The following is a 2,957-nucleotide window of genomic DNA, read 5'->3' as shown; positions in this document are numbered from 1 at the left end:
AAAAGCTCACCGCCAACACCGCCGCAGCCGATTAGAACAATATCAATTCTCTGAAGAGAGTTGAAGAAAGCTGTATGAGCAAAAGCAACAGCTTCTGTTGCACGCTTTTGAGAGATTACAGCAGAAATAGAACGCTCTGATGAGCCCTGAGCAATTGCTCTGATATTAACATTAGCCTCAGCTAAAGCTCTGAAGAATTTGCCAGAGATACCACGAACCATGCGCATTCCGTCACCAACTACAGAAATAATTGCGCATCCTTCCTTAACTTCGATTGGATTTAGAAGTCCTTCTTTAAACTCTAATCTGAACTCTGATGAAATAACTTTCTTTGCTTTTGCAAGTTCTGACTGAGGAATACAGAATGAAATTGAGTACTCTGATGATGACTGAGTAATAAGAGTGATTGATACACCCGCACGTGAAACTGCAGTGAACAGTCTGCCTGCCATACCAACCATACCCTTCATACCAGGGCCAGAAATATTGATAAGAGCAATATTCTTAAGATCGGTAATACCCTTGATAGGTACACTTAAATCAGTTTGCTCAGAAATCAAGGTACCAGGACCTTGTGGATTTTTTGTATTCTTTGCAAGGCATGGGATCTTGAACTGAGCAATTGGAGCAATTGTTCTTGGATGAAGAACCTTTGCACCAAAGTATGATAATTCCATTGCCTCAGCATATGACATCTTCTTTAGTAGAACTGCACCTTCAACAGCACGAGGATCGCAGCTGTAAACACCATCAACATCAGACCAGATTTCACAGCACTCAGCCTGAGAGATTGCAGCTAAACATGCTGCTGAATAGTCAGAGCCGTTTCTGCCAAGTAAAACAAGTTCTCCTTTTGAATTACCGCCACAGAAACCAGACATCAGAGTGATAGCTTCCTTATCATCCTCCAATGCAGCATACTTGGCCTTTGATAGTTCAATATTAACAGATGACTCCATATAGCCACCTTCTGTAACAAGAACCTCAACAGGATTGATGATTCTAACCTTTTTACCAAGAGCCTTTAAAAGCTCTGACATGATTAGAATTGAAAAACTCTCACCACGGCTTTCAACAAATGCCATAACCTGTTCTGGGCATACACCTAGAAGAACCATACCATCAAGTCTCTGCTTGATGACAGTCATTGTATTGTTGAACTCTGCTAATACCTTATCAGTATCAAAAGTAGCATGTCTTTTACCTAAATCTGTAATGATTGGCTCAACAATAGCTCTAATCTGTTCAAATTCTTTATCTGCACTGTTACCCTGTGCGCCCTGATTAACTAAAGCTACCAAAAGGTTGGTAATCTTTGCAGGTGCAGAAAGAACTAATGCTGTCTGAGTCCTTGAAGCAGTATCAAGGGCAATTTTTGCAACATCCTCAAACCTGTCAGAATTTGCAACTGATGTACCACCAAACTTTAGTACGCGCATAAAACAATGCTCCTGTTTAATTTTTTACCGATAATAATTTTTCTATAAAAGGTATATTTTCAAGATAATTGTGCACTTTGTCAATGTATGAAAACAGTTACATAAAGAAAAAAATATTATCGTTTTGTATAAAAGAGCAATTAGATCAATATGGACTTTATATAGCAACACTTCTTTAATTGCACTATTGGCCATAACAGCAAAATTTTCTTTTGTATCTTTCCGTAAAGAAGAAATCTTTTAACTGATAATATTGAATCAATTTAAATGGTCAGAGCATATATCTTACGAATCATATAGTGATGCAATATGGCAACGGCAGAAACTGCAATTATTGCAAGAACTGGCAAATACTACATAAGAATTTCTCTTTTTAATAACCAATTCAAACATAATTTTATTTATTTTCAATAAGTTAATATTTTGGCATTAACTATGCTTTTGTTTTACTGATTCGTACAAACAAATTGCTAATAAAGATAACAAAATGAACTGCATCAGTATTCTTTCTCTAAATATGATTGCAAGTGCTACTGAAAAGAAAGTATGCACAGTTAACAATGACAATCAGACTATCTCTCAATCAAAAGAGAGCTTTAGCTCTTTTTATTCAGACTCTATTTCCCGTTCACGAGATGTTTTAGCTTCTTGTACAACAAGAGCTTGCTATGAGCAGAACGTTGATGATTTAGAAGATATAAAAAACACAGATGATCTTAAAGATGAGTACTGCATGAATGAAAATGAGTTAGACGATAACTTAACAGGCAGTAAAAACTCAGATAAAGATAATAAGGACAATGATTCACAATACTCTTCAGATTCAGGTACCGATCTTAAAAACAGCCTAGATGATCTTATCTGTTCTGATGAACTGTTAGATACACTTAATCAAAACTCAGACGAGCTGAATGTTGATGTTCTTGATAATATGCCTATTGTTCTTGAGAGCACAAAGCTAACCCCCGTATCATCTAAAGTATCAGTTCTTATTGATAATATGATTGATTCTCTTACAAGAAGTAAGATAAGCAATGCCTTAAATGAAAGAAACAATATTTCATCAAAAATTGGATCACTTTCATATCTGAACAGTGAACTTACAAAACAGTTAAATAATGTTAGCTCAGCTGACAGCAATAACAACAATTACAAAATTGTCTATCAGATTTACTTTACCTATCTTGTTACATTAAAAGAACTATCTGCCCTTAAACAGACTAAAGAGAGATTTAACTATAAGGAGCAGAAGAAAAAAGCTGAGAATAGAATTAAGAGAAGACAGCTTGCAGACAAAGAGGCCTTTTTAGACTTTCAAAAAGGATTCTTGCAGCTTGATTGATTAAGATAGTTCATGGATAAACGAAATTAAAAATTCTCTTTTTTGTCTGCATGCTTAAGAATAGCATCTTTTGCCGCTTTATCTGCTTTATCAAATTCTTCAAAAAAGGACGTTATTTTCTTTAGAAAATATTCGTCTCTTACAATAATGCCTTGTTTTATAACCGTAATAGCTTG

The 2,957-nt window shown here is 35.4% G+C and carries 2 protein-coding genes; one reads left to right on the top strand and one right to left on the bottom strand.

The window, feature by feature from the left end; genetic code table 11:
• The coding region (locus ACJML3_RS09860) for an aspartate kinase (RefSeq protein ID WP_406022817.1) at positions 1-1,439 on the bottom strand (1,439 nt) is incomplete at its 3' end.
• A gap of 487 nt (positions 1,440-1,926) precedes the next feature.
• Between ACJML3_RS09860 and ACJML3_RS09855 the strand changes: the two genes are divergently transcribed.
• On the top strand, positions 1,927-2,781 hold the full coding sequence (locus ACJML3_RS09855) for a hypothetical protein (RefSeq protein ID WP_406022815.1): 855 nt from the start codon (positions 1,927-1,929) through the stop codon (positions 2,779-2,781).
• Positions 2,782-2,957: the final 176 nt, after the last annotated feature.

This window comes from Succinivibrio sp. (assembly GCF_045124615.1).
GTDB classification, from domain to species: Bacteria; Pseudomonadota; Gammaproteobacteria; order Enterobacterales; family Succinivibrionaceae; genus Succinivibrio; species Succinivibrio faecicola.
Note: the sequence above shows the minus strand (reverse complement) of the source record. Positions and strands in the feature narration are given on the sequence as shown.

What these genes read in the sequence shown, in the direction of transcription:
- ACJML3_RS09855 (WP_406022815.1), top strand. Translation starts at nt 1,927, where the DNA reads ATGAACTGCATCAGTATTCTTTCTCTAAATATGATTGCAAGTGCTACT.